The sequence below is a fragment of the Mycolicibacterium aromaticivorans JS19b1 = JCM 16368 genome (assembly GCF_000559085.1).
GTDB classification, from domain to species: domain Bacteria; phylum Actinomycetota; class Actinomycetes; order Mycobacteriales; family Mycobacteriaceae; genus Mycobacterium; species Mycobacterium aromaticivorans.
The window spans coordinates 122,435-147,605 of sequence record NZ_JALN02000002.1 but is presented as its reverse complement, the minus strand read 5'-3'; the positions used below and the strand labels follow the sequence as shown (position 1 = coordinate 147,605).

The 25,171-nt window shown below is 66.5% G+C and carries 23 protein-coding genes; 8 read left to right on the top strand and 15 right to left on the bottom strand.

The genetic code is table 11. The features are described from left to right. Positions 1-81: 81 nt before the first annotated feature. Complete coding sequence (locus Y900_RS27010; RefSeq protein WP_036348329.1) at positions 82-318, bottom strand: hypothetical protein; 237 nt, start codon at positions 316-318, stop codon at positions 82-84. A gap of 541 nt (positions 319-859) precedes the next feature. Here Y900_RS27010 and Y900_RS27005 point away from each other — a divergent pair. From Y900_RS27005 to Y900_RS26995, 3 genes are all read left to right on the top strand, one after another. Beyond that, positions 860-1,846, top strand: coding sequence for an FkbM family methyltransferase (locus tag Y900_RS27005; protein ID WP_157838286.1), 987 nt, complete (start codon positions 860-862; stop codon positions 1,844-1,846). Between the two features lie 345 nt (positions 1,847-2,191). Next, complete coding sequence (locus Y900_RS27000) at positions 2,192-2,830, top strand: porin MspA (RefSeq protein ID WP_036348326.1); 639 nt, start codon at positions 2,192-2,194, stop codon at positions 2,828-2,830. Between the two features lie 265 nt (positions 2,831-3,095). Next, positions 3,096-3,785, top strand: coding sequence for a response regulator transcription factor (locus Y900_RS26995; protein WP_036348323.1), 690 nt, complete (start codon positions 3,096-3,098; stop codon positions 3,783-3,785). Here the strand turns inward: Y900_RS26995 and Y900_RS26990 are convergent. Beyond that, complete coding sequence (locus tag Y900_RS26990; protein ID WP_420329845.1) at positions 3,746-5,170, bottom strand: HAMP domain-containing sensor histidine kinase; 1,425 nt, start codon at positions 5,168-5,170, stop codon at positions 3,746-3,748. The two genes, Y900_RS26995 and Y900_RS26990, sit on opposite strands and share 40 nt — an antisense overlap. Positions 5,171-5,312: 142 nt before the next feature. Here Y900_RS26990 and Y900_RS26985 point away from each other — a divergent pair, with 142 nt between their 5' ends. After that, positions 5,313-5,618, top strand: coding sequence for a hypothetical protein (locus Y900_RS26985; RefSeq protein WP_036348320.1), 306 nt, complete (start codon positions 5,313-5,315; stop codon positions 5,616-5,618). Between the two features lie 735 nt (positions 5,619-6,353). Here Y900_RS26985 and Y900_RS26980 read toward each other — a convergent pair. Next, on the bottom strand, positions 6,354-7,079 hold the full coding sequence (locus tag Y900_RS26980) for a ZIP family metal transporter (RefSeq protein WP_237752738.1): 726 nt from the start codon (positions 7,077-7,079) through the stop codon (positions 6,354-6,356). A 218-nt stretch (positions 7,080-7,297) separates the two neighbouring features. Between Y900_RS26980 and Y900_RS26975 the strand changes: the two genes are divergently transcribed. Then, positions 7,298-8,563, top strand: a complete 1,266-nt coding sequence (locus tag Y900_RS26975) for a COG4705 family protein (RefSeq protein WP_036348312.1) — start codon at positions 7,298-7,300, stop codon at positions 8,561-8,563. Positions 8,564-8,619: 56 nt separating this feature from the next. Here Y900_RS26975 and Y900_RS26970 read toward each other — a convergent pair whose 3' ends face one another. The 3 genes from Y900_RS26970 to mobF form a co-directional block, all read right to left on the bottom strand. Next, positions 8,620-9,432 (bottom strand): ABC transporter permease, encoded by an 813-nt coding sequence (locus Y900_RS26970; RefSeq protein WP_109751288.1) that lies wholly within the window; start codon positions 9,430-9,432, stop codon positions 8,620-8,622. Positions 9,433-9,928: 496 nt separating this feature from the next. After that, a complete protein-coding gene (locus Y900_RS26965) occupies positions 9,929-10,561 on the bottom strand; it encodes a hypothetical protein (protein WP_131536322.1) in 633 nt (210 codons plus the stop codon). Positions 10,562-11,398: 837 nt separating this feature from the next. Beyond that, entirely contained in the window at positions 11,399-17,200 is a 5,802-nt protein-coding gene (gene mobF / locus Y900_RS26960) for a MobF family relaxase (RefSeq protein ID WP_036348307.1), read from the bottom strand. Positions 17,201-17,487: 287 nt separating this feature from the next. Here mobF and Y900_RS26955 point away from each other — a divergent pair, with 287 nt between their 5' ends. Beyond that, positions 17,488-17,991 carry a hypothetical protein gene (locus Y900_RS26955; protein ID WP_036348304.1) on the top strand — a complete coding sequence of 168 codons (504 nt, stop codon included), beginning with the start codon at positions 17,488-17,490 and terminating at the stop codon, positions 17,989-17,991. 51 nt (positions 17,992-18,042) lie between these two features. After that, the gene (locus Y900_RS26950; RefSeq protein WP_036348300.1) at positions 18,043-18,540 is read left to right on the top strand and encodes a hypothetical protein; all 498 of its coding nucleotides are present in this window, start codon (positions 18,043-18,045) and stop codon (positions 18,538-18,540) included. 101 nt (positions 18,541-18,641) lie between these two features. Here Y900_RS26950 and Y900_RS26945 read toward each other — a convergent pair whose 3' ends face one another. The 6 genes from Y900_RS26945 to Y900_RS26920 all read right to left on the bottom strand — a co-directional run bounded on the left by Y900_RS26945 (position 18,642) and on the right by Y900_RS26920 (position 22,726). Continuing rightward, a complete protein-coding gene (locus Y900_RS26945) occupies positions 18,642-19,094 on the bottom strand; it encodes a hypothetical protein (protein ID WP_036348297.1) in 453 nt (150 codons plus the stop codon). Between the two features lie 415 nt (positions 19,095-19,509). Next, positions 19,510-19,821 carry a hypothetical protein gene (locus tag Y900_RS26940; RefSeq protein WP_036348294.1) on the bottom strand — a complete coding sequence of 104 codons (312 nt, stop codon included), beginning with the start codon at positions 19,819-19,821 and terminating at the stop codon, positions 19,510-19,512. A gap of 392 nt (positions 19,822-20,213) precedes the next feature. After that, positions 20,214-20,537 (bottom strand): hypothetical protein, encoded by a 324-nt coding sequence (locus tag Y900_RS26935; RefSeq protein WP_036348882.1) that lies wholly within the window; start codon positions 20,535-20,537, stop codon positions 20,214-20,216. 96 nt (positions 20,538-20,633) lie between these two features. Next, positions 20,634-21,599: a DUF4192 domain-containing protein gene (locus Y900_RS26930; protein ID WP_036348291.1), complete on the bottom strand. Its 966-nt coding sequence runs from the start codon at positions 21,597-21,599 to the stop codon at positions 20,634-20,636. A 417-nt stretch (positions 21,600-22,016) separates the two neighbouring features. Then, positions 22,017-22,379, bottom strand: coding sequence for a hypothetical protein (locus tag Y900_RS26925; RefSeq protein ID WP_036348288.1), 363 nt, complete (start codon positions 22,377-22,379; stop codon positions 22,017-22,019). Between the two features lie 95 nt (positions 22,380-22,474). After that, on the bottom strand, positions 22,475-22,726 hold the full coding sequence (locus Y900_RS26920; RefSeq protein ID WP_036348286.1) for a hypothetical protein: 252 nt from the start codon (positions 22,724-22,726) through the stop codon (positions 22,475-22,477). Between the two features lie 404 nt (positions 22,727-23,130). Here Y900_RS26920 and Y900_RS32535 point away from each other — a divergent pair, with 404 nt between their 5' ends. Continuing rightward, positions 23,131-23,274, top strand: coding sequence for a hypothetical protein (locus Y900_RS32535; RefSeq protein ID WP_157838285.1), 144 nt, complete (start codon positions 23,131-23,133; stop codon positions 23,272-23,274). Positions 23,275-23,278: 4 nt separating this feature from the next. On the opposite strand, the gene Y900_RS26915 is transcribed toward Y900_RS32535, so the two are convergent. The 3 genes from Y900_RS26915 to Y900_RS26905 all read right to left on the bottom strand — a co-directional run bounded on the left by Y900_RS26915 (position 23,279) and on the right by Y900_RS26905 (position 25,060). Beyond that, the gene (locus tag Y900_RS26915) at positions 23,279-23,944 is read right to left on the bottom strand and encodes a trypsin-like serine protease (RefSeq protein ID WP_036348283.1); all 666 of its coding nucleotides are present in this window, start codon (positions 23,942-23,944) and stop codon (positions 23,279-23,281) included. A gap of 214 nt (positions 23,945-24,158) precedes the next feature. Next, positions 24,159-24,773: a hypothetical protein gene (locus tag Y900_RS26910; RefSeq protein ID WP_036348280.1), complete on the bottom strand. Its 615-nt coding sequence runs from the start codon at positions 24,771-24,773 to the stop codon at positions 24,159-24,161. Next, complete coding sequence (locus Y900_RS26905; RefSeq protein ID WP_036348879.1) at positions 24,770-25,060, bottom strand: hypothetical protein; 291 nt, start codon at positions 25,058-25,060, stop codon at positions 24,770-24,772. The genes Y900_RS26910 and Y900_RS26905 overlap by 4 nt, the downstream gene beginning before the upstream one ends. Positions 25,061-25,171 lie beyond the last annotated feature (111 nt).

Below are 25,171 nucleotides of genomic sequence, written 5' to 3'. Positions count from 1 at the left end.
GAAGCACTGGGGGTTCGTGTCCCGCGCCGCGAGGTGGCACCGACGGCACAGCCGCAGTGCCGGGCCGATGCGTGGGGTGCCTCAGCAGGGGGCGTCAGGTCCGCCCTGGTCGCCACCTTGGATGTTGTCCTTGTCCGGTGCGCCCGGCTGATCGGGGGTGTCTCCGGGCTTGGGGGCGTCGCACTGTTGCGAGGTCGGCGGCGGCGTAGGCGGCGGCGTAGGCGCGGCCTGCGCGAGCGCCGCGCTGACCCCGCCGAGCGTCGCAGCGGCCAACATCGTGCCGATTCCGGCGAGTAGCCGCTGTGTGGTTCTCCTCATGGGTTGTCTATTCCTTCCTGTTCAATCGAACCCGTGCGGGGGGCCGATGAGTTCACCGTGCCCGCGATCTGCTGAACATTCGCTGTGCGCGGCTGAAGACGACGCCACCCTCGGCGGTCACGCCGCACCACGCACTCGCAGACACGTTGTGGCACTGCGGGTTCCGACGCGATCTGCACGATCCGTCCTTGTCTGAACGTGGGTTGACGGGATGCGGCAGGGATCCGGTGCGGTTGAAGAACAGCCGGCACATGCCCTCGCGCCGGTCGAGGCTGGCGTAAGGGGTGGTGGCGGCCGAAGGGTTGATCGCCCCGGAGGCTCCGCGCAATGTTGCCTGCTCGAAGCTGTGGATTGGCCGGGAATTGGCTGAATTGCGTTGGTATTCAGCGTCTTCTCAGCGGCGGTCTGACACGGTGTGGCGGCGGTGTCCGGAACGGTTGAAGTGGCTGCAGACAAGCCGCGTGGATGCGATCTCCGGTGTCGGATTCGACGATGCACCGCGTGGTTCGGCCCACCGTCGATGGCCGCGGATTGGATAGTGATGATATTTGCGCGTGTCTTGCGTGCGATGGCCCGGCTGCTGCAGACCCCGAAGGAATCGGTTCCGCTCGCCGAGAAGGTGTTCCGCGGTGCGCTGCTGTTACCCGTCTATTCGGTGTTATCAATGCTGTTGCGGGGCCGCGCTCGGCTGGGTCGTACGGTTTTGGTGGCGGGTCGAACGGGTTTCGGTGCCACCTTGATGTGCCGCCTGCCGGACCTCATCGCGACCTACATTTGGGTCTTTGAGGAGTGGGAACCAGATCTGACGCGTTTCGTCGCCAGCAGATGCGACGACGGTGATGTCTTCATCGACGTCGGTGCGAATACCGGCTACTACTCGCTGCTGGCAGCACGCTCGGTGGGCGTCCACGGGAGCGTGGTCGCCGTGGAGGCCTCGCCGACGATGTTTGACGAATTGCGTCGAAATGTTCGGGCTGACCAGCTCGGTGATCACATTCGCCTGGTGAACAAGGCGGCCGCAGCGAAATCCGGAACGCTGACGGTCTTCTCCGGCCCACGGCACAACGCCGGGATGTCGACGACGTTGCCGACGCGAGGTCTTGACGTCGAGTCGACCATCGAAGCGCTGCCCCTCGACCAGATCCTGACATTCGACGAGGTCACGTCAATCCGGATCGTCAAGATCGATGTCGAGGGCGCCGAACCGGATGTCTTGGCGGGGATGGCCAACCTGATCGGATTGCTTCGCTCCGACGCCGAGATCGTCGTCGAGCTCTCGCCGCGGTGGTGGCCTGACCCGCACCTGCGACCGATCGACGTGCTGCGCCCATTTGTTGAGGCCGGCTTCAACGTCTACAAAATGGAGAACAGCTACACCGCCTGGCGATACTTATGGCCCAACGACGTGAGCAACGCGATCCGGGTGCGCGACGATCTCACCAAGCGAGTCTCGCGACTCGACCTCGTGCTCTCTCGCCACGACGGCGACTTTCTGGCGATCGAGACGAAAACCGTTCGCGGCGGGTAAGGCGGCCGGCCCGATCTTTGGTGGGGTCCTGGTGGCAGCGTCGACTGGCAGATCGGATCGCCCGGTGCTGCCCGAATCCACTGGCGCAGAAGACGTTCCATCCCGGGGTCACCGCGTGAGTTCGTTGTGACCGAAATGGTGGGGATCCGCCGGAGCCTGCACGGGACTCTCAGTGCTTTTTCAGCCCGTCGGTGTGATACTCCGGGCTCCGTGCGTTCGTTGGTGAGCGCCCGGACATCGAGTGAGTCGGCAACTCGCCCAACGTGATTGGGGGGTCTGGCTCGTCATGATTTCTACACGGTGACCGGCATACAGATGCGGTCACCGCAATGGTGATGGAGGAATATGAGGATCGTCGGTCGGTTGCTGGTGGCGGTGATTGCTGCGGTTGCGGCGTTGTTCGTCGGGACAGGCACTTCGCACGCAGGTTTGGATAACGAGCTGAGTCTGGTTGACGGTGGTGGCCGCACGATGACGATTCAGCAGTGGGACACCTTCCTCAATGGCGTGTTCCCCCTGGACCGCAACCGGCTGACCCGTGAGTGGTTCCACTCCGGCAAGGCTGTCTACAGCGTGGTCGGCCCGGGTGCCGATGAGTTCGCAGGCACCTTGGAGCTGGGCTACCAGGTCGGCTTCCCGTGGTCGCTGGGTGTGGGCATCAACTTCAGCTACACCACCCCCAACATCCTGCTCGACCAAGCGAACATCTCCCCGACGCGTTTCAATCCGCTGGGCTCGGTGATCACCCCGAACCTGTTCCCGGGTGTCTCGATCAGCGCTGACCTGGGCAACGGCCCCGGCATCCAGGAAGTCGCCACCTTCTCGGTGGACGTCTCGGGCCCCAACGGCTCGGTGGCCGTGTCCAACGCCCACGGTACCGTCACCGGTGCCGCCGGCGGTGTGCTGCTGCGCCCGTTCGCCCGCCTGATCTCCAAGGCTGGTGACAGCGTCACCACCTACGGCCAACCCTGGAACATGAACTGACAACGGGCATGCCGGCCACACCGCTCAGCGACTTCTCAGCGCACCGCTGGCATTGTGAGCACCGTCGGGAAGCGACGAGTCGGGGCCGACCCGTCGCGTCTGGGTCGTAATAGCTCAGCCGATGGAGGCCGGCGCGCCGCCGTGGAGATCCGTTGCGCTCTCGTTGACCCCGATGCGCGGAAGCTTCACCCCTAGCGGTGGTGCGCCGGCCGTTCGGCATACTGGCACGATGCCATTGCCATGATCCAGTAGAGGGGCCGTCTGGGTGAAAATTCTGCTCGTCGAAGACGAACCCCATGTCGCATCCAGCCTCAAACTCGGTTTGAGCGCCGAGGGATTCATCGTCGTCCATGCCGCGACCGGCACCGAGGGTTTGTGGCAAGCGACCGAGAACCAGTTCGACGTGGTCGTGTTGGACATCATGGTGCCCGAATTGAGTGGCTACGAGGTGCTGCGTCGATTGCGCGCTCGCGGTGTCTGGACACCGGTTTTGATGCTGACCGCCAAGGATGGCGAATACGACCAAGCCGACGCCTTTGACCTCGGCGCCGACGATTACCTTGTCAAACCGTTCTCCTTCGTGGTCCTCGTCGCCCGGTTGCATGCCCTGGCTCGCCGCGGCGCGCCCGAACGACCGGTCGTGATGATGGCCGGCGATCTGACACTGGATCCGGTTCGGCATGTGGTCGAGCGAGATGGCACACCGATTGACTTAAGCCCCAGAGAGTTCAGCTTGTTGGCGTATTTGATGCGCAATAGAGACGCGGTCTGCACCAAGGCCGATATCCTGCATAACGTATGGGATCCGCACTACGAGGGCCCGGACAATATTGTCGAGGTTTACGTACGCTACCTTCGTCGCAAGATCGACATCCCGTTCGGCACCAACACTATTGAGACAATTCGCGGGGTAGGTTACCGATTGGAATCGGGTGTGTTCGCAAGCGGAACCTGAACCGTCATGGCCGTTCCACCGCCTGGCCGGTCGGCGATGCTGATGTCACCGTCATGGGCCGCGACGATTTCCGCCACAATGGACAGGCCCAATCCGCTTCCGCCGCCCCGGCGCGAGCGAGAGGTGTCCAGGCGCACGAATCGGTCGAACACGCGTTGACGATCAGCGGGCGGGATCCCCGGACCGTCGTCGGCGACAGTCAAGATGGCTTGGCCATCTCGGCTGGTCACGGTCACGTCGATACGTGAAGTGGCGTGACGGGCCGCGTTGTCGAGCAAATTGCGCACTAACCGAGACAACGCAGGACCGTCGCCGCACAACTCGACCGGATCCGCGGCGATATGAACAGTATGCGGGCAGGTGCGCCGCAGCCGAATTACTTCGCCGGTCGCGATCTCGTCGAGGCGGATCTGGTCGGGATGAAACGCGAGGCCACGCTCGTCGGCGCGGGCCAGCAGCAGCAGATCCTCGACGAGTGCGCGCATCCGCTGGGCCTCGGGAACCAAAGTGTCCCTGGCTAATTCGATGTCAAGCAATTCTGGATGAGCCACCGCTACATCGAGCGCGGAGATGATCGCCGTCAACGGGCTGCGCAATTCATGGGAGGCGTCCCCCACAAACTGGCGCTGGGCTACATGGCCTGCTTCGATGCGATCCAGCATGTCGTTCATGGTTACGGCCAGCGCTGAGATCTCGTCTCGGCCCGGTGGTACCGGTACGCGCTCGGCCGACTCTGAGGAGCTGATCGCCGCGACGCGCGCGCGCATGGCGTCCACAGAGCCCAGAGACCGCCGCACCAGGCGATACGTCGCCGCGGCGGCTACGGCGACGACTACCGGCGCGGCAAGCAACAGGAAAATCACTGCTGTACGTACGGTCGATTCCACCGCCTCGTCACCACCAGCGACCAACACAACGAACGAGCCCTTAGGTGTGCTGATCGATTGCGCGCTCACCCGCATGTCGCCGTCGGCAGACGCTGTCGGGCTCATCCCAGTACGCAGCCTGTCGCCCACCTGATCAAGAGGCACCAACGGGTTGTCAGAGATGCTGTCAGACCGGCGCAAAACTGTACCGTCGTGGGCGATGACCTGCACCGCATCGATGCGTTGGTCGGTTGCCAGCAGCGGGTCATCAAGATCGGCCGGCGCGTCTTCGATCAAGCCGGCAGAGACGTCACGGACCCTAGCGGCGGCGGCCGCATCCACTCCGGCGATCAACGTGCGGTAGAAGACCCCCGTCAATGCTGCCCCGGCCACGGCTAGCGCGACAAAAACCACAGCGCCTGCAATGAACGCCGATCGGGCCGCGATGCTCCAGTGCGGCAGCCGTAGACGAGACAGCAGCCGCGATAGTCCGGACTTCGACAAGGCTGCCTCGTTCACCCCATTACTGTGCAGCAATCTCGGACAATCAGGGGCGCGACAAACTACTCGGTCTCGCTCCCAGCTGATACCCATCAAGCATCACAGTGACTCCCAGCTAAGCCTCAGCGTCGCCTCAGGGCACCGCGAGCACACTTCCGCTGTGTCCAACAACGACATGCCATTGAGTGACAGCCTCGCTCGCGCGCGGGGAATCGCCGTCGTCATAGGTCTCGGCGCCGTCGTTGCGGCGTTTGTACTCACGATGATCCAGCGTGACGACAGTCCCGGCGCCGCCGACCTTCCCGTCGCCGGATCGGGTAGCGCACCGGTGAATACCAGCTATGCGCCGCCTGTCGAGGGCGACATGACCGGTATGAATTTGGGTGCCACGGTGATTGATACGACGACGCCGCCCACGGCGTTACCGACCTCCATCGCCGTCCCAGCGATCAAAGCCGGCCATTGACAGCCACCCGGTCAAGGGCACGCAAGCGAGCGATCCGCGCGGCAAGTATCGTTCTGGCGGCCGCAGCCTCGCTCCTCACTGGCCTTGCCGTCGCACACGCATCACCCTCTGTCGTCGGCCAGAAGTACAGCGACGCAAGCTCGACGCTGTCCTCGGCGGGCTACACACCCGTGGTGTCTGTCACGGTAGGTGACCATCTCCATTGGCCCAACTGTTTGGTTGTCCATCAGCAGGACCGCACCGCCCAACCCCCGCCCAACAGTGGTGGCTCGGGAACCAAGCAGACGTTGGTGTCCTTAAACTGCGACGCCGCGGTGGCCTCCGCGACTTCGCCTGGCAACTCCCTTGGCAGCCCAGAAGGGCGGGCTGCCAAGGTGGCCGAACAGCAGGCAGCACAACAAGCCGCTGCCCAATAGAGCGAACCCAGCCAAATCGCTGAGTCAGCTTGAGTCGGCCTTCCGCGACTTCCCCCGGGAATGGCCGACCTTCGGAAGGCGACTTCTGGCGAGCCGGATCGACCATTTCAAGGTGTGCGTTCGCATTCACATCCATGATCGTGTTCGATTCGCCGCCAACGTGGTTGAGATGATGGGCACATCGGGTCATCAGTCGGAGTCACCGGCGCTGGTCAGCCGACGCTGAAGTGTCACGACATCCCACCGCCGGGACAAACTGCGTCGTTCGCGCAGAAACCGCTTGCCTTTTGCTCGATACGAAGCCCACCAATAGTGGTGATTAGGCGCCCGCGGCGGTGATGATCGCGTCAGTGGCGAATCCTGCTACGACCCCAAGGAACACTCCCCAGGTGGTGACCACCTTGAGATCGGCACTGCGGGCGACGGCGAGTAACTCGATGACCACATAGAGGATCGAGCCCGCAGCCAAGCCCAGAAACGCCACCGACACTGTTTCGCTGACGAAACGCTGTCCCACAAGCGTGCCCACAAACGTGGGCCCACCGCCGATGAGGCCCAACAGCGCCAAAAACCCCCACGACGGCCGTTGCCCGGTCAGGGGAGCAACAATACCGAACCCTTCAGTCGCGTTGTGCAGCGCGAAGCCGATCACCAGCAGTACCGCCAGAGACAATTCACCCACTGCCGCCGAGTTGCCAATCGCCAAGCCCTCGGCGAAGTTGTGCAGCCCGATGCCGCTGGCGATCATCAACGCCAGCCGCCGCGCAGGCACCGCGGGCGTTGCGCCGATTTCGTCCGTTGTCGCCGTTCGGATTCCGGGACCCGCAGCCGTGCTTCGGCTTCGGAAGCTGTCCAACCACACCAAGCCCAATAGGCCAACGCCGAAAGTCGTCGCGAGCAGGGTGCCGATCACGAGCGCATCGGTGATCTGGCTCGCTGCGAGCGCCCGATCCACTGGTTCCCAGGCATGGGCCAGCACGTCCCACAACAGGAAGACGAGAATGCCGATCGCAACCGCATTGAGCGCAGCCTTCAATTTGGGCATCGGTGCACGCAACCGCCCGATTGGCAGACCGAGAAAAATGGTGAACCCAGCAAAGGCGCCGAGCAGGGCAATCTGACTGGCTGACATGATCCTCGCTTACTACGGTCGTACCGACTGTCTGACAATAACAATGGTGAGCCTCACCTAAGCAGATAGGTCTGCGGCCGTGCCACTGCCTCTCAGCGTGTACTCAGCGAGCGCTACCTACGGTTCGTGTCGTGACAGAAACGGCCAATACCGCTATTACGACGACCGGGCGCAACCTTCTCAGCAAGGTTCCCGAAGTCACTGTGTGGTTCTGGGTCATCAAGATCCTCTGCACCACAGTCGGTGAAAGCTTCGCCGACTGGATCAACATGACGCTCGGCGTCGGGCTGATCGCGACCGCGCTGATCTTCACCGCAGTCCTCGGGTTGGTCTTGGCCTGGCAGCTCAGTCGGCGCCGCTACGTCCCGTTCGTGTATTGGCTCGCCGTCGTGGTGCTCTCGGTGACCGGTACCCTCTACACCGACATCCTCACCGACCAGTTCGGTGTCCCACTTGCCCTGAGCACCAGCGCCTTTGCCCTGACCTTGGGCGTCGTGTTCGCCCTCTGGTATTCGCGAGAACGGACGCTCTCGATACACAGCATCGTGAGTTTGCCTAGAGAGTTGTTCTACTGGCTCGCGGTTCTGGTCACCTTCGCCCTTGGGACGGCGGCGGGCGACTGGACACTGGAACTCACCGGCTGGAGCCCAGGCATGTCGGTGCTCCTACCCGCCAGTCTGATCGTCGTGATCGCCATCGGCTGGCGCATGGGTGCAAACGCGGTGTTGTCCTTCTGGCTCGCCTACATCCTCACCCGTCCACTGGGTGCCAATCTCGGTGACTGGTTGGCGTCGCCCTGGTCGCAGGGCGGCCTTGGAATCGGCACCGCCGTCACCAGCGTCGTCTTTCTGGCTGCGATCCTTGCGATCGTCGGCTACCTCACTTTCAGCCGCAGCGACGTACTAGAGGATTACGACCGCAGCCATGCTCCCCTCGTCACCACTACCCCCCGTCGCGAACGCGTCCTACTCGGCTACTACCTGGTTGCCGCGGCGGTGACCGTCGCAGTTCTGGCCTGGGCCGGTATGCGGCCTCATGAGGCCGCCAACAATGAAGAAGAGCCAGACGGTCCGGTGGCGAGTGCGCCGGCACTGCCAGGAAACGCTGGCCCGGCTGGTGCCCACTTCCCGCCGTCCGAGATCGGTCGACTCCGCCAGATCGTGGACGACACCCTTGCCAAAGTCAGGGCCGGCGACCAAAGCGAGGCCAAGAGCCAAATCGCCGAACTGGAAACCGTCTGGGACGCTGACGAATCCACGTTGCGGCCGATGGACGAAACCGCATGGCACCAGCTCGACAGTCAGATTGACAGCGCCTTACATGCCGTGCGTGCCAACAGTCCAGACGTCGCGATCGAAATTCACAGCTTGACGACGCTTTCCCATTCACTGCGCTGACGTGACCCGTCGTCCGCTCAGGGCGGCGTTGGCCAGTCGCTGCTGACGTGGTTCCCTTAGGTTGCTGCGCCCGCCGCTGATCGCCGGCGTCGGAGAGACAGTCGCAGCCGCGACGGGCCGGGAGTGCGGCTGGTGCGGGTGATTGTGCCCCTGGCGATCAGCTCGAGCGTGATGGCGACCGCGCACGTCTGTGACAGCAGTATGGACAGCAGGATCAGTATCTGGACGGCGCCGGCCTGCGCTGCCGACCCGGTGCTGAGCAGCACGCCGACGAAGGCGCCGGGAAGTGTGACCAATCCCACCGTCCTGGTTTGGTCGAGGTTCGGGAGGAGTGCGTCGGCAGCCGTAAGGCCGATCATTTCCATCCGTGCGAGCCGGTCGCTGAATCCCAGGCTGAGCAACGCGTCAACCTCCCCGGCGCGGGTACCGAGGGTGTCGAGTGCCCGCCGTGCCGCGACCGAGATGGCGGTCATGGTGCTGCCCAGCAGGATTCCGACGATGGGCACGATAGCGACTCCGGTCATCGGCACAAGCCCGGACGCAAGCAGCAGTGGCACCACCGAAATCATGCCTGTCGCGAGTGCGACCGCGAGGAGCCAGGAACGGTTGGATTGGCTGCGACGTGCCGCCGTGACCGTTGCGGCGACGAACATGACGCCCAGCACTACAAGCGACGTCCACAGGTTGCTCAGCGCCGCAGTCAGAACGGCGGCGACGGCGGCAAGCTGCAGCACAGCGCGCACCGCCGCACGCGGCACGGTCCACGCCGAGCCGAGTGCGGTCGACCAGTAGACGGCTGCGGCGGCAAGCACCATCACCACGCAGATGACGATGAGGGTCGGGCTAAGGATGTGTTGCGACAGCTGCACTCTGTTCATTCTCCCGCAGACGAGATAGTCGCGATTGTTGGCCGGCGCGGGTCAGTGCACTTCGCCGTCGGGGGTGGTTCAGGGTAGTCATCGATGACGGGAGGCTTGTCACGGCGTTGTCACAACTCATACGCGACGCGCAGAAATGGGAAGACACATGCTGCGACCGTCAGGCCAGGTCACGGATCTGTCAGGCATGTTGCGACAGCGCTGGCAATGCCCACTGTAAATCCGCGGGCTCCCAGAGAGCGGAAATCAATGAGGTGGGCGAAATGGATTGGCCTCTAACGGTATCCCTACCTGTCAACCTTGCTGACGGGGTCAAATTCTTATGCCCTAACTGCCCTCATGTGTTTCCTTCCCCGAATGCGGTGATCCTGTCCGCCATTATGGGCCGTGCTATCCGATCTACAGAACGGATTTTCAATCGCAGTTGTCAAAACGGCTCGTCCGAGCAAGGCAGGGCTGAGTTTGTTGAAGAATAGGCGGCTGAGCGCTAACCCGGCGGCTGTGCCAGCCGGGTCAATAGGGTGTGTGCAGACGTCGAGTCGTTGGCGGCACGCCACAGACGATGGTCGATCGGTAGGTGCCGCAAAGCGGCTCGAACCGCGCGACGGTCATCAGGGCGCGCCTGGCTGATGACCGCTCGGGGATCATGGAGTGCCACTTCCGCCAACGCAATTAGGTCCTGGGCATGGCGTTCGGAATCGCGACGATCGACAACCCATGCGCGGGCCTTGGCTACCAAGGCGCCGAGGATGGTCGGGCGGCGGACGTAGCCCACTTGCTCGTTGAGGCGGATCGCCAGCCGCTCGGCCCGAGTGAGCGCCTGATTTCCGCCGTCGGCTGGCAGTCCCGGCTGGCCCGATCCTGTTGTTGGGTAACGCCTCTGGCGATCGAGACCTTCAGGGATCATCACGTCAATCGCTGTCCTATTCCGGACGAAGCGGTAGCCATAGCCGTCGCTGGTCGATTGCTCGGTGAATCCGTTGCTCGTCAGGTAGGTTGTGGTGCTGCGCAACGCACCACGGCTTGTCCATACACCTACCACCATGTCACCGTCGTCGGTCGGGCGGTGTGCGGTGCGCCCGTGTTCAGCCAAGTGCGGCAGGGTCATCTGTCCGCCCACTAGCACCCATGGTGGAGGATCGGGTCTGCTGCACGATCAGGTCAAGATGCCACCTATTCGTGCAGCAGACCCCCCGTCCGGCAGCATTTGCGACTCTCTCGCCGCCAACTGAGGCGGCGAGTGCCTACCAACGTACGTTCGACGTGTCCTAGCGGTGTCCTAAGACACCTAGTCACCCGCAAGCACGTCCGAGACGCATCAGTACAAAGACGGGTGGCAGGCAGGCATTATCCGATACACCGGAGACGCTGTGACACGCTGCAGCACAGGCGTTTTCACACTGGCAGTGTGGCGGTCACGCGTTCGCGTTCCCTCACGTCCGGACGACAAGTTTGTCGAATCCGAGCAACACCAGGACAACCATCCCTTCCCGTTGCGGGAATGGGAGCATCTGCTATCCAGACCGCCGCACAGATTCACTCCGCTCTGCCGGTCGAGGGCACTGTGCTCAACGTGTGGGCGGGCGCTGGCTCTTATGAACCGGCGCAGACCGTTGCCGCCGTCGAGCCAAGCATGGTGATGATTGCCCAGCGATCACCCGGATCAGCCCCGTGTGTGCAGGCCACAGCGGAAGCTCTGCCGCTTCGTGACAAGTGCGTTGACGCCGCGATGGCGCTATTACCGTTCATCATTGGGACGACCTCGCCGCCGGGATAGCGCAACTCTGCCGCGTCAAAACATGCCGATCGGCGTGGTTCGTTACCGATATGACCGCGCGGTGACTACGCCCGGATTCGGACGGTGACGTATCCGCACCGGGAGAGTAATCGTGTCCGCCAGCGCCCTCCCGGACTTGCCTAACCGCATTGTTGCCGACAGTCATTGCGCCAGTGGTCTTTAGAGTTCGAGTCCGGGGTCGCGGGTGTGTTCGTGGGTGTAGGTATGCAGGCGGGGTTTGAACTGGGTTTGGTAGGTGTCGCGCAGGGTGTCGCGGCGGGCCAGTAGTTGGGCGGCGTCGCGGTCTTCGGGGGTGACCGGTTCGTGTGCGGCCAGGTGCGTGCCGGCGCGGTCGATCGCGGTGTCGCGGTCGGTGGTGGGGGTGCCGAGGCGTTGGGCCCAGGGCAGGTTGTCGGCCAGTGCGTCGACGAGGCTGTGCGGGGGGGTGCGGCCCTCGGTGGGGGTGTGTACCAGTAGCAGTTTGGTGTTGCTGCGGCCGGCGTGCTCGGTGAAGTAGCGCAGTTGGTTGGGGTTGAGGTGGTCGGCGTCGTCGACGATGAGCAGGTGGCCCGGCGGAATGGTCCACTGCCCGTTGTCGATTCGTTGGCGGGTGGTGGCCGGGTCGGTGGATCGTTCGGTGTAGGTGTGGTGTTCGGCGAATGCGGTGGCGGTTTCGGTGGCCGGCATGGCCAGCACGTGCTTGCCTCTGCCGACCGCGGCGGCGCTGATCGCGGCCAGGGCGGCGTGTTTGTCGGCGTCGGGGCCCACGGTGAGCACGTGCACCGATTGCATGCTGGCGGTGATCGTCTCCACCACGGCGCGGGCCGGTTCGTCCAACTCCTCCCAGGTGCGGTCGCCGGCAGGCGGCGGGTACACCGTGGCCGGGGACCGCGACCCCGCCGCCTCCACGAAATCCACCTCAGCACGCAACACCATCACATCCTGTTCGGTGGTGACGGACGCCCAGCGGGCCTGCTCGCGTTCGCGCGCGGGATTTTCGGCGAAGCTACGGGCGGTACGCGCCTCGGCCCGGTGCAGCTGGTTGTCCAGGTTGCGGGCTTCGGCCCGGGCGGCGCGCAGCGCAGCGATGTCGGCGTGCACGGCGAGGGCGCGGCGGGCTTCGATGTCCTCGGCGGTAACGACACGATCGGGTCCGCCGGCCGCGGTGTGCAGGCGCGCGGTGGCTGCGTCGCGTTCGGCGTGGGTGCGGATCACCGCCATGGCGAGGTCGGCGGCGTCGGTGGCGAGGTCGCCGCGCCGCTCACGGTAGGCCTGGGCGAGGTTCTGGTCGTGTTCGCTCTCGGCGCGGGCGATGAGCTTTTCCAGCTGTGTCATTCGGTGCTGCTGGCCTTCGTAGGCGGCCTCAGCGGCGACCCAGTCGGCGTGCGCGTGCGCTAGATCGTGCTGATGGGGGCGTTGTGCGACGTGGCGGCGGTGCAGCGCGATCAGCTCAGCGGCCGCGGCCTGTTCGGCCGGGCCACGGCGCGCGGAGAGCACTGCGTCGGCCAGCGCCCGAGCGCGGGCCTTGGCGTCGGCGCAGCGGGCCCGCAGCTCGGTGATATCGATGTCGAGATCCGCGGTGACCGCTGGACGCTGGGTGAGTAGTGAGTAGAAGTCGAGATCGCCGAGACTGTCGTCGAATTCGGAGTGGTCGCCCAGGTATTCGTCCTCGCTGGCGTCGGCGTGCTCATTGAGGCCGACTGGGTGCAGCGGAGGCTCATGCAGCGACTGGGCGGCCCCTTCGGCGGGGTGAGGGATGTCGGTGTCGATGTCGGCGGCGTAGTGGGTGAGCAGCTCGACGCGATAGGTCAGAACACGGGCGTATTCGTCGGGGCGGATCGCGTCGTCGTCGAGCGCGTCGAGCAGGTACTCAGCCGCCGCGGCCAGCAGGTCCGCTGATGGCCAGTCCGAGGCGTTGACGGCTGCGACCAGCGCGGGCCAGGCCGGGTCACCGGTGATAATTTCGGCGGCCGTGCTGCCCAGGATGCGGTGCAGCTCCGCGGTCCACGGTGGGCGTAGCCGTTCGTTGGAGGCATCGAGGGTGGCCGGGGCCAGGGTGCCGGCCAGCCGCCACCACAGGGCGGCGGCGGGCAGCTCGTCGGGCAGTGCGCCGTGGCGTGTCATCGCCTCGTTGAGGAGCGCGGCGACGTCCGCGCCGGCGCGCGCGGCTTGGTCGAGGTGGGTGGCCAGCCGTGGCCAGAACGGGTCGGCGGTGATGTTCGGGTCGACGTTCTCGGCCAGGGTCCGCCACCGCTTGGCGCCTTGTCCGCCGGTGATGAGTGCGGCGTCCAGGCGCTGATGCAGCAGGGCTTGGAAGGACGCGGAGCGGTTGGCGTGCTGGGTGGGTCCGGTGATGCGGGTGTCGGCGGGGTCGACGTCGTGGGCGGCGCGGAACACTGCGATTTCGGCGAGCAGTCCGGGTCGTTGACCGGCCAGCGGGCGCGCCCATACCGGTGCGGTTGCCGGGGTCCAGGCGCGGGCATGTTCGCGGATCTGCTCGGCGATTGCTTCGACGAGTTGGGCGCGGGCAGTGAGGTAGCGCGCCCAGGCCGATTCGTCCTGCAGTGCTGTGGGAATCGAGGGCAGCCAGCGCAGCGGGCCGACGATGTCCAGCGCGGAATTGTCGGGATTGGGCAGCCGCCAATCCAAAAGCGCGGCGGGGTCGGTGGCGTTGCCGAGCGGGCGCTGCGCGGCGTGCGCCAGCGCCTGCTGCGGGTCGTGGCCGTCGAGGGCCAGCAGGGCCAGGTTGCGCCGCAACACTGGCCACGCTTCGGCGTTGGTGATGTCGGGGCGCAGGGCGGTGGCGGCGGCGTCGATGCGGGCCATGGTGTCGGTGCCGGCCAGCTGCTCGGCGGCGCTGGAGAGGGCGTCGGTGTACATGTCGGCCGCGCGCGCCAGGCGGGTGAACGGATCGCGTTCGGCACGTTGCGTGCTGTGCGCGGAGACCTGTGCGCCGTCGCGGCGCAGGATGCCTGACAGGATGTCCACCGCGGTCGGCGGGTGGGTGGCCTTGGGGGTGAGGATGGCGTGCGGGTCGGCCTCGCTGGTGGAGAAGTAGATGTGGTTTTCGCACCTGCCGCGGGTAAGGGCGACGTAGAGCTGTTCGCGGGTCAAGTTGTCGGAGCCGACCACGTGGCATTCGTGGCGGGCGGTCGATCCTTGGGCGCCGTTGATGGTGCGGGCATACCCGAGCGTGGTGTTCGTCTGGACGTAGCGGGCGGGCAGCCGGACCATGGATTCGGTGTCGGATCCGGTCAGCCGCGACACCGTGATGGTGCCGCGGTCGTTGATGTCTTTGATGACCCAGCGGTGCCCGTTTTTGACCCAGCCGCCGCCGGGGATGTGCAGCCAGCGCGCGTTGCTGCGGGTCAGAATCCAGTCCCCGACGCTGGCGGTCAACCCATCCGACAGTGTGACGGTGCGGGTGTTGTCCGGGTGCGGATTACGGCGTAGCCGGTCCAGGCGGGCGCGTTCGTTGAGTTCGGCGACCAGCTCGTTGGTGGGGGCGATGAGCAGGGCGTCGCGGCCCTCACCGAGCGCGCCCGACCATGCCTGATAGGCCATGTCGGCGGCGACGTGTTCGGCCCCGACGTGGACCCTGCCGTGGTCGAGGTAGAACGCGATACCGGTGGGGTCACCGTCACGCAGGGCGAGGCTGGCTGCGCCTTCGGCGGCCCCGATGATGGGGTCGGTGAACCGCACGACGTCGGACAGTGTGAGGGCCCCGTGCTGGGCCACGATGTCGCGCAGCACCCCGCCCGCGGCGACCGAGGCGAGCTGCTTGTCGTCGCCGACGAGGCGCACGCTGGCACCGTGGGCCAGGGCGTGGGAGATCACCGCATCCAGCCCGGCGGTGGACGCCATGCCGGCCTCGTCGACCACGATCAGGGTTTGGGGGCCGATGTGGTCGAACCAGGCGTGGGCGGGGTCATCGGCGGCCGGTGGGGGACCGCCGCCGCGCCCGGAAAGTTGGACCAGTTTGTCGATGGTGTCGGTCGCTGCGCCCAGGTCGGCGGCCAAGACTTCGGCCGCGGCGGCGGTCGGTGCGAGGCCGATGACGTTGCCTCCGCTGTTGGCCCACGCGGCCGCAAGGGGGGCCATCGCGGTGGTCTTGCCGGTGCCGGCGGGGGCGAGTGCGAGTTGCACGCGGGCCCCGGAGGTGGCCATGTCGCGCAGCAGGGTTTGTTGGCCGTCGTTGAGTTCCACACCGTGCTGGGCGTGGGCTTCCAGCAGCGCCAGGCCAATGCTGTCGTCGTCGACGACATGGCCGCCGGAAAGCCCTGCGGCGTGCAGGATTCGGCGCTCTGCGGCGAGGATCTCGGCGCTGGTGTAGGCGGTGGTGTCGTGGCGGGTGTAGACGCTGGCGCCGTCGCGGCGGCGCAGCAGGTCGGGCTCGTTCATCTCGGTGTCGGCGGTGGTGGTCAACGCGATGCTGTGGGTGCCCAAGGCGGCTGCGATGATGCGCTCCGCCACCTGTGGCGTGTCGTGGCAGTCGGTGTACCGCAGGACTCTTGACACCTCGGCGCGAACGTGGTTGATCTGCCATGTCGAGCGTGACGCGGAGACCGTGCCGATGACCTTGGCGGCCTGTTCGGCGACCCACTGCTCGGTGACGGTGACACGTTCGCGTGGGGCCCGCCCGGAGGTCAGTGCGGCGACCATCGCGTCGAGTTCGCGGTGGCTTCCCAGGGTGCCGATGGCCTCGGTCCGCCACTGGTGGCGCTGCTCTGCCAGCGACCGTGGTTCGTGCTTGGCGGCTCGGGTTTCCAGCGTGGCTTGCTGGGACAACGCCAGCATCTCCACCGCGCTGGGCTCACGCCCGTGGACCTGTTGGAAGTCTTTGGCGAGTTGGCCGACACGGTGCTCGATGGCGGCCCGCCGGGAGGACCAGACCTCGATCAGTTGCGCTGACATGCCGACGATTTCGCGGACGGGCCGCTTGCCCGGTTCGGGGGTGTCGTTGGCGAAGCTGACCCCGAGTTCGGCGATCAGATTGGCCTCGCACAACGTGTTGTACAGCTCCGAGGCCGACACCTTGGCTTTGTAGAGCGGTTGGCCATCGAGGGCCAGCCAGCGGGGGATGCCATCGGGGCCGATCGCGCATACTTTGTTGCTCACCGCGACGTGGGTGTGCAGGTTCGGATCCCCGGCACGGGAGTCGCGGTGATCGAAGGCGGCGGCGATGAATCCGCCTGCGTCGACCTGGGCTACACCGTTGGTGCCCATGCGCGAGAAGCAGGCTTGGGACTCGAGGAACGCCAGGGTGTCGGCGACGGCTTTGTGGTGGCAGTCCTCGACGGTTTTGGCGATGCCCAGCGGGGCTAGTGCCCACAGTGCGGATACCGATTTGACGGGGGTGAACGTCAGGTCGTACCCGGCCACGGCGGTGGTGTCCAGGCGTGAGAGCCGCGCGATGAACCCGGTCAGTTCGCGCTCGTCGAGGTGGGCGCGGCCGTAGCGTTCGACGAACATTTCCGCGGCGACGGTGGTGCGGATTTCGGCGCGCACTTCGGGATCGAGTGGGGCGTTGGTGGCGCGGCCGGTGGTGTGGTTGTAACTGCTGTAGGCGCCGCGCAGCCGGCGGGTGAAGTCGTTCTCGTTGGCACCCAACCGGAATGGGCGGCCGAGCTTGGCGGCGGCGTGCGCGCCGTCGGCCCACACCCCGATGCCGGTGAGGTGTTCGGTGATCTTGGTGGCGTTGGGGTGCAGCCCTTCACCGAAGAGTGCCTTCATCTGATCTTCGGTGACTTCGGAGCCCTCGGGCACCCCCCAGAGTTGTTCGACGTGGGGGTTGTCGGGGTCGCGGCTGACCGGCCGGCCCAGGGCGGTCAGGCCGCTGCCTACCCAGCGGCCGGGGGTCTCGCCCTTGGAGGAGTAGTAGTCGGTGAGGCTGGCCCGGCCCAGGTCAGTGCCGTCGGCGACGGCGACCTGCCGGAGCAGGTAGGTGTACCCATCTCCGGCGGTCAATTTGTGTAAGCCCATCACCGCGCGATCACCACCGGCAACGCTATGAAGCACCCCCGGGGTTTAGCGGTGCCCCAAGCCCGCCTCCGATCGGCCGTTACCGTTTCGTGACCTGAATGCACTAGGTGTGATGGGCTGAAAAGGGCGACCGGAGGTCGCAGGTGAGGGCGGGGTTGGTGGTGCGGCACGCGATCGGTGGTGGCCGATGTGGGTGGGGGCGTGGGGATGTGGGTGAAAGCGGCGGTATGTGAGTGGTGTCGTTGGGGCGGTGCTGTAGGGGTGGTGGCGGTTTTAGGTTGAGCGCCATGGCGAACAAAGTGTCGAAATCGAAGTCAGCGGTGCGGGCCGCCCGCGAAGCGGTGAAGGCCTCGCAGAAGGAAGTGCTCGAACGGGCCGCGCGCAATGCCGAGGACCTGGCGGTGTTCTTCTCCAGTCGGGAACGGCTCGACGCGGTGGATGAGTGGCTGGAAGCCAAGACCGCCGGCCTCAAAAAGCAGGCCGAGGGCAAGCGCGGCGAGCATCGCCGGACGGCCGGTCTGGCGGTCGTCGCGTTGCGCGATCGCGGAGAGACGCTGCGCGACATCACCCGACTGACGGGGGTGAGCGAGAAGGCGCTGCGCGAGTTGATCCGGTTCGCCGAGCAGAGCGCCACGGCCTCGCCGGGTGAGGCGGTCGGTGACGGCGGTGCGGCGGTGATCGGGGTCGGCGCCGAAGGTGCCGACCGGGAACCGACGGCCGAGGTGGCTGCCGGTCTCCCGCCGGTGGCGTCGGTCGGCGAGCCCACCGCGGCGTGGTCGGCGACGGGTTAGCGTGTCATCACGGTGAGCAGAGGTCGGCGGCGGTCGGAACCACTACAGCTGGTGGTGGACCCGGTTCGTGATGCCGACGAGATCGCCCGGTTCGACCGCGCCGTGGTGCGCGGTCCGACGGCCGAGGACTGTTGGCTTTTCACCGGCGCCATCGGTGGTGACGGGTACGGCCGATTCTGGGTTCGCCGCGACGGTCGCCGGATCATGCTGCGCTCCAACCGGTATGCGCTCGCGCTAGTCCGCAGCGGCGCGCCGCTGGAGCCGTGGGAGCGGTCCTTGCATGGCTGCGATGTGCCGCTGTGTGTGCGGCCGAGCGTCGCCGACGAGCTGGGCCGCCCCCGGCACGTGTACGCGGGTACCCAGAGGGACAACATGGAGCAGATGGGCCGGTCCGGTCGCGGCGGGGGCCGGGTGGCGGTGCGCCGCGGCAACGCCGGCCTGCTGGCGCGGCGCGAACGGTCGCTCGCGCTGCGGGAAGCCGTGCGTGATGGTTGGGACGCGCAAGCGGTCGCCGATGCGTTGGCTGTGGGCCATCCGACGCTGTGGTGAACGCGGCGGTGCCGGCGCACGCCAGTGGCAGGGATGTGATCCCGCGCTGCGCGGCCGGCACCGAGTGGGTACCGGCCGCGCGGGCGGCGTGGGGGCCGGTGTTATCCGGCGGCGTAGGCGGCGTGTTCGAAGCGCGCGATGAGGCTCAGTGCGGTGTCTAGGTCGCTGTCGGTGAGGGTGGTGGTGTCGGCGTCGACGGTGAGCTGCCAGGTGTCGGCTCCGACGGTGGCGGCCAGGACGTAGGTGTGGCGGCCGTGGGCGGCGAAGGTGTGGTCGGTCCGGCCGGCGAACATCAGTCCGGCGGCGCGGAAAGCGATGATGCGAGTGGAGGTTTGATCGGTGTCGGCGTTGGTGGTCGCTTCGACGGCGGCCAGGACTCGATCGTTGTCGGCTGCCCAGAGGACGATCTGGCGGCTGCTTTCGGCGGTGGCGACGAGCTGCGGTGCGCCGTAGGCGTGGTCGTCGACGATGTGTGTTCCGTGCGGTGCGTGGCCGACGAGGTCGGCCGCGTCCGACAGGAGGGCGGCGGCGAAATCGAAGTTGTTCTCGGTCATGGTTGTTCTCCGTTTCAGAAGGTGTTGAGTGCGCCGGTTAGCGCTGGGGTGCGGGGGAATCGGCTGAGGGTGGGCCGTCAAGGGCGGAGAGTCCGGTGGTGGTGCCGGCGGATGTGTGGCCCGCGAGCGGCAGCGAGCTGATGGGGCCGCACATGTCCTCCGCCGCCGGCACCAGCGCCGGGCGTCCCTTGACGGGTCGGGCCCCCGGCCGATTACGCTGCGACCCCTGCTAACGGCAATAGGTGAGTGGCGCCAGGGAGCCCGCCCGGAGGGTGGGCTGTCCGTCGGTCGCACCTAGTGCGCCGACGTCTACGAGACCGGCGGCTGGAAGAAAAGGGGGGGCCCGCCGACCACGGCCGGCCGAAGGTGAGCGTCCCGGCACCGGGTGGGTACCGGGACGCTCACGATCGAGGGTTTAGGTGGTCATGGTGTTGCCGCGGTAGATGTCGCCCTCGATGTAAGTGAGGAGGTCGCCGTTGGGGTCTGCGAGACACCAGTAGTAGGGGGCGTCGTAGCGGACGATCTTCCATGTGCGTACGGGCCTGTACCAGTGCAGTTTGTCCAGGAGTTGGTTGTCGCCGCCTGATCCGGCGAAGAAGGCTTCTCCACTGGAGGGCTCGAAGTGTTCGTTGAGGATGGTGATGACGTCCTCAACCGTGTCGGCCTGGGCGCAGCGGTCCAGGGCTGCATCGACATTGGCCCAGAAGGCTTTTAGGTCAGTGGTCATGGTTGTTCTCCGTTTCAGAAGGTGTTGAGTGCGCCGGTTAGCGCTGGTGTGGGTGCAATGGGGTGAGGGTGGGCTGTCCAGGGCGAAGAGTCCGGTGGTGGTGCCGGCGGATGTGTGGCCCGCGAGCGGCAGCGAGCTGATAGGGCCGCGCATGTCCTCCGCCGCCGGCATCGGCGCCGGGCGTCCCTGGACAGGTCGGGCCCCCGGCCCATTACGCTGCACACCCCTGCTGATTGCTCAAAGGTGAGTGGCGGCAGTCAGTTCCGCCGTAGGCGGGACTCTGCGTCGGTCGCGCGGGGTGCGCCGCGACTACGGGGCCGTTGGCCGGAACAAAAAGGGGGCCTCGCCGACCACTCGGTGGTGAGTAGTCAACGAGGCCCCACGGTGGCGCGTTAGTGCGGTGGCAGGGCGTCGAGGATCAGCTGTGCGAGTTCCTCGCCGTTGGGTAGCGGGAGTCGATCGGCGGCGGCGCAGATCGCGTCGCATTCGGCGGAATCGCAGGCGCATTCGGTGTTGGTGGCGCTCTCGTCGGATTGCGCGCTGTCGAGGGCGGCTCCGTCCACGGTGGCGGCGTCGACGATCCAGCTGGTGCGGTCATCGGAGAGTCGCAGGTATACCCGGACGGACTGCTCGATGTAGTGGGTGCCGTCGTCGGGTTCGTAGGAGTAGCGCGGGGTGTGTCCGTCGCGACGCTGGGTGGGCTTGGGGTTGGTCATGGTGTGGTCCTCTCTGGACGGGGGTGGGGGTGAATGGGTGTGGCCGGCCACCTCGGGTGTGAGGCGGCCGGCCACGTGTTGGGTTGCGCGGACTGGTCACTCGGCGGGCGGCTTGGCGGCGAGTTGGGCGAAGAGCTGGCGGAGCTTGGCCGGCGGGAGCGCGGCCTGCACAGCGGTGTCGAGCAGGGTGACCAGGGTGGTGTCGGGTTGCCCGGCGTCGGCTGCGGTGTGGTGCGCGGCCTCGAGTGCGATGGCGGCGCGCACGGCGTCGTCGCTGCAGTAGAAGCAGGCGGCAGCGAGGGCGAGTGCTTCGATGCGGGCTCGGCCGCGCAGCTGGCGTGCCAGGTGGGTCCAGACGGTGGCGCCGGTCTGGGGGTGCTCGGTGCTGACGATGAGCAGGGCGTCACGGTGGGTGATGTTCGCGGTGATGAGCAGGCCGGCGTTGGCGGCCAGTTGCGGTGTGAGGGTGGCGGGGTCCTCGAACGCGGTGGACATGCCGCGGACGGTGTGGGTAACGAACTCGACGGCATCGGCGTCGACGTCGGGTGCCGGTGCCTGTTCGGTGGGGGTGAACTCGCCGGCGATGTCGTCGCGGGTGGCGCGCACGATCCGGCCATGTTCGACGGCCATCAGCAGGCCGACCTCGGAGGTGCGGTAGTCGACGGTGGTTCCGGTGTCGCCGGTGTCGATGTCGGTCCAGGTGTGGCCTGCCTCGACGTGCGGGGTGTGCAGCCGCTTGACGATGCTGGCACCGCGGGCGGTCATATGACGCTGCGCGGCGTCGAGGTGATCGCCGGCGTGCTTGTCATGCTCGGAGTCGGCGATGGCGATGAGCAGAACGCGCCGCATGCCCCCGCCGGGTTGTTGCAGGGGAAGGGTGTTGGCCAGTTGGGCGGCGGCGTCGAGGGGTTCGTCGATGTCGTAGCGGGCGCTGACGTGGACGGTGTGTCGATCGCCGATGTTGTCCAGGACGATCGCGACGATGCTGTTGGTGGGAACGAAGCCGAACAGCGTCGGGGTGACGGCGAGGATGTCGGTGTTGGAGCTCAGGTTGATGCGCATGGTTGTTCTCCCGTTCGGGTGGTGTTGAGTGCGCCGGTTAGCGCTGGGGTTGGGGGGACCGGCGGGGTGGCGCGCGCAAGCCCGAAGAGTCCGTGGCGGACGGAGCAGGGCTTTCGGCCCCGGGTCAATCCTCGCGCGCAGCGCCTGGGGGATTGACAACGGTTGGGCCGAAAGGGTCACTCGGCCTGCGTAGTTCGGCGCGGGCGTGGCTGGCGCGTGACGGGTCCCGGTCGGTCATACTTGGGGCCCAGCTGAACGGTTAAAGGTGAGGGGCTACGGATACGGCCGCCGCCAGGTGGCCATCCGCGCCGCAGGCGCGCTCGGCGGTGGGCCAGTCGTCCCAGCGCGCGATTTCGCGGCCGGACGAAAAAAGGGGCCCGCCTGGCGAGTGCCAGACGGACCCCTGTCCAGGGGGTGCTATGTGTCGCTCGGTGGCGGGTCGGTGTCGATGCCGAGGCCGGCGGCGTTGATGCGGGCTTGGATGGCATCGAGGCTGATCCAGCAGTCGCTGTAGTCATTCTCGTGGTAGAGCAGTGCCCAGTCTTCCCAGCCGTCGAGGGCGGCATCGACGGCGTCCTCGTCGACGTCAGCTCGGCTGATCGGGATTTCGTGGAAGTTGTCGGGCCGGCTGTCGTCTGCGATGGCGGCGACGAGTTGGCCAGTGCCGTCGAAGGTTCGGGGGTCGCCAGCCGGTGCGAAGTTCATGCGGAAGCGCAGTTGCCGTGGGCGTCCTTCGGTGTCGATGAATTGCCAGGCTGATGCGTAGTCCTTGTCGACCATGGTGGTGATCCTTTCTGTGGTGAGGATAGAGGGTTTGATCTGTTGGCCGGGCCACCTGAGTGCGGCGGCCCGGCCAGAGTTGCTGGGATGGAGGGCTATTCGACGGGCGCGGTTGCGGCGATGATGTCTTCGGCGTCGGCGAGGTAGTACTCGGCGTATTCGCGTTCGCTGGGCTGGCTGGTCGGCTCAAGGAGGACGGTGATGGCGTTGTCGCGGGCTGAGAGGGCGTACTGGCGGCGACGGTGGGTGTCGTCGGCGTTGACGGCGCTGTGGATGTCTGCGCGGGCCATGGCCAGGCTGTGTGTGGTGCTGAGGGCGACGGCTTCGGCGGCGAGGATGGCGGTCATGGTTGTTGTCCGTTTCAGAAGGTGTTGAGTGCGCCGGTTAGCGCTGGGGTGCGGGGGAATCGGGTGAGGGTGGGACGTCAACCCCGAAGAGTCCGGTGGTGGTGCCGGCGGATGTGTGGCCCGCGAGCGGCAGCGAGCTGATGGGGCCGCACATGTCCTCCGCCGCCGGCACCAGCGCCGGGCGTGGGTTGACGTCTCGGGCCCCCGGCCGACTACGCTTGCGACCCCTGCTAACGGTTTAAAGGTGAGGGGCTGCGGACGGTGGCCGCCGGGAGGCGGCCAGGTGCGCCGCAGGCGCGATCTCTGACTGCAGCCGGTTGGGATCGCCAGCCATGGGATCGCCGGGCTGCAGTGAGGCGCTGAGGGCACCGCGCGGAGCGGGCCGCGGCGGTCATACTGGGCTGATGGAATCCGAATTGGTGCGCGCGCTCGTCGAGGGTGGCGGGACCGCGGCGACGCGGTGTCTGGCGTGGTTGGTCGACGGCGCCCCGGCTGGGGCCGGGGCGTGTGTCGACGTGGTGTGGCCGGCCGCGCCAGTGGAGTTGTGATCGCTCAGGTGAGAATGTCCAGCGCGGCGCGCAGGCTCGCGAAGCGGCCGTAGCGGCGGCTGGTGTCGGCGCTGGTCTTTTCACCCAGCCAGATCCCGATGATGTGGGCCTGGCCGTCGTCGTCGGTCACCCAGACAGGGCCGCCGGAATCTCCGGGGACGCTGGCGGGCATGTCGGTGGTCATGAACTGATCGTCGCCGTAGCTGTACGCGACGGTGCCGCAGTGCCGGCCGCTGGAGACACCGAGATGGCAGACGGTCTGGCCAACCTCGATGAGCGGGGTTGGTCCGCCGGCCGCGAAGGTAACGACGTTGGCTGCGGGCCGGGTAGTCACCCGCGGCCCGAAGTCGATCAGGCCGTAGTCGGGTCCGCCTGAACGTGGTGGTGCGACCACGGTGTTGACGAATCGTCCGGTGGCGCCCGAACTTTCCTGAACGACGCGACCTGATTCATCGGTTTGACAGTGCCCTGCGGTAATCGCGTACGCGTGGCCGTTGGTGCCGGTGTAGACGTATCCGGTGGTGCAAAAGGATGCTGAGCCGTCGTCGGTCACGTAGTCGATGCGGTCGCCGGGACTGATCGTTGTTGGCATGGCCGCCGCGGCGGGGGCCTGGACGAGCAATGAAGCGGCAACCGCGATGGCGGTGGTGACGACCGTGGTCGGTTTCATGGTGAGCAGTTCCTTCTCGCCGGAGATACGTGCGGTGACCTGGTGGTCAGGCCGAGCGAAGACGCCGTTCAGCGCTGCGTTCAGCGCGGTTGTTCAGTGCTTATCCAGGCGGCGGCCAGAACTGCCGAATGGCCTTGGTGCTGGATGCGGCCGGCAGCGGAGGCACCAGCCCGCTGGTCGAGCGTGCCGGCGGACAGAAGGGCGCGGCGCAGGATCATCGGGCACCGCCGGTGGACAGCTTGGCGGCGGCTTCCCCGCGGCGCCACAAGTCGGCGAGTTCTTCGCGGATGAGGCCGAATTGGTCGGTCAGTTCACCGCGGTCGATGTCGGTTTCAGCGAGCTGCTGCATGCGTTGGCCGAGTACGCCGAAGGCGCGGCGGTACGCGTCGTCGAGGACCTGGCGGGCCAGGCTGCTGGCCAGCGCGGCACTGATGTTCTGGGTGTAGGCGTCGACGAGGTACAGCGCGAGCTGCTTGAGCCGTGTATCGGTGGGCGGATCGTCGGGGCACAGGGCGTGGCGGGCGGAATGGCGTTTGCCGGCGGCCAGGACGCTGACCGGGTCGGGCTTTTCCTCGTCGTCGACTAGGCGGCGGATCAACTCGTAGGCCCAGCGGGCGACGGGCTTGGCGATCGCGGTGTCGGGCACGAGATCCAGCAGCGGCCGCGCCTCGTCGGCCGACAGGTAGAGCAGTGCGCCGATGAACTGGTGTTCGGGCTGCCATTGCTGCACAACGCTTTCGGCGAGGAACGCATCGGCTTGCTCGGGCGTCTCGGCCAGTGAGTCGGCGGCGGGGACCAGGTGCAGGGTGTGGCGAAGGGCGGCGGTCATGACGCGGCAGCTCCCGTCAAGTTGTTGGTGGTTGGGGCGACGGTCACCGTCGCAGTGATGGTGGCGGTGCCTACGCACCTCGGTGGGCCGCCGCCGGCGTCGAGCCGGACAAGGGTGATGACGGCCGGATTCGTTGCGCTGCAGAGCTGGTCGCTGGTGCGGTGGTCGCCGTGCAGGTAGAGATCAGCCTGGATCGCGTAGTCGAGCAGTGCGCGGCCGGCCTGAGCGGGATTGGCGTGGGAGGTTGTGCGCGCGCCCTCGTCGGTGGCGATCGTGAGCTGATACATGGCGGCTTCCGGGATGTCTGGTTGGTTCAGGCGGCGGTCAGGCTGACTGGCGGAGTGTCGATATTCGTATGTGTTGTATTCATGGATTTCCTCCTCTGTTGTGTGCATTTT

Coding starts and splice junctions, on each gene's coding strand:
- Y900_RS26915 (WP_036348283.1), bottom strand. CDS start 23,944: ATGAAACCGACCACGGTCGTCACCACCGCCATCGCGGTTGCCGCTTCA.
- Y900_RS26905 (WP_036348879.1), bottom strand. CDS start 25,060: ATGTATCAGCTCACGATCGCCACCGACGAGGGCGCGCGCACAACCTCC.
- Y900_RS27010 (WP_036348329.1), bottom strand. CDS start 318: ATGAGGAGAACCACACAGCGGCTACTCGCCGGAATCGGCACGATGTTG.
- Y900_RS26930 (WP_036348291.1), bottom strand. CDS start 21,599: ATGCGCATCAACCTGAGCTCCAACACCGACATCCTCGCCGTCACCCCG.
- Y900_RS26935 (WP_036348882.1), bottom strand. CDS start 20,537: ATGACCAACCCCAAGCCCACCCAGCGTCGCGACGGACACACCCCGCGC.
- Y900_RS26940 (WP_036348294.1), bottom strand. CDS start 19,821: ATGACCACTGACCTAAAAGCCTTCTGGGCCAATGTCGATGCAGCCCTG.
- Y900_RS32535 (WP_157838285.1), top strand. CDS start 23,131: ATGGAATCCGAATTGGTGCGCGCGCTCGTCGAGGGTGGCGGGACCGCG.
- Y900_RS26955 (WP_036348304.1), top strand. CDS start 17,488: ATGGCGAACAAAGTGTCGAAATCGAAGTCAGCGGTGCGGGCCGCCCGC.
- Y900_RS26910 (WP_036348280.1), bottom strand. CDS start 24,773: ATGACCGCCGCCCTTCGCCACACCCTGCACCTGGTCCCCGCCGCCGAC.
- mobF (WP_036348307.1), bottom strand. CDS start 17,200: ATGGGCTTACACAAATTGACCGCCGGAGATGGGTACACCTACCTGCTC.
- Y900_RS26925 (WP_036348288.1), bottom strand. CDS start 22,379: ATGGTCGACAAGGACTACGCATCAGCCTGGCAATTCATCGACACCGAA.
- Y900_RS26980 (WP_237752738.1), bottom strand. CDS start 7,079: ATGCCCAAATTGAAGGCTGCGCTCAATGCGGTTGCGATCGGCATTCTC.
- Y900_RS27000 (WP_036348326.1), top strand. CDS start 2,192: ATGAGGATCGTCGGTCGGTTGCTGGTGGCGGTGATTGCTGCGGTTGCG.
- Y900_RS26945 (WP_036348297.1), bottom strand. CDS start 19,094: ATGACCGAGAACAACTTCGATTTCGCCGCCGCCCTCCTGTCGGACGCG.
- Y900_RS26920 (WP_036348286.1), bottom strand. CDS start 22,726: ATGACCGCCATCCTCGCCGCCGAAGCCGTCGCCCTCAGCACCACACAC.
- Y900_RS27005 (WP_157838286.1), top strand. CDS start 860: ATGATATTTGCGCGTGTCTTGCGTGCGATGGCCCGGCTGCTGCAGACC.